The following is a 251-nucleotide window of genomic DNA, read 5'->3' as shown; positions in this document are numbered from 1 at the left end:
CCGGATCGTCAATGAACATGACTTTCGGAATCAGAATATCCTTCGGCACTTCATCGATCGTGCGGAAATGAAGCGGCACTTTCGTAATGTATGATTCGTATACCGTGTATTCACTGATATCCCGGTTCGGCGTGTACAGATTGGCTGTGTCAAAGTAATGCATCGGAGTATCCAGCTGTAAGCTCAGCTCGTAAAGCGACTTCAAATCCTCATAACCTAATGACTGCTCGGCCACGACACCGTTTGTATAC

1 pseudogene is annotated in these 251 nt (G+C 46.6%); it reads right to left on the bottom strand.

The features are described 5' to 3' along the window. Positions 1-251: pseudogene (locus R0K30_RS22825) on the bottom strand (sugar-phosphatase); the annotation flags it as partial.

Source organism: Bacillus sp. SIMBA_154, from assembly GCF_046536015.1.
GTDB lineage: Bacteria > Bacillota > Bacilli > Bacillales > Bacillaceae > Bacillus > Bacillus pumilus_P.
The sequence above is the reverse complement of the archived record's forward strand: the minus strand, read 5'-3'. Positions and strand labels throughout refer to the sequence as shown.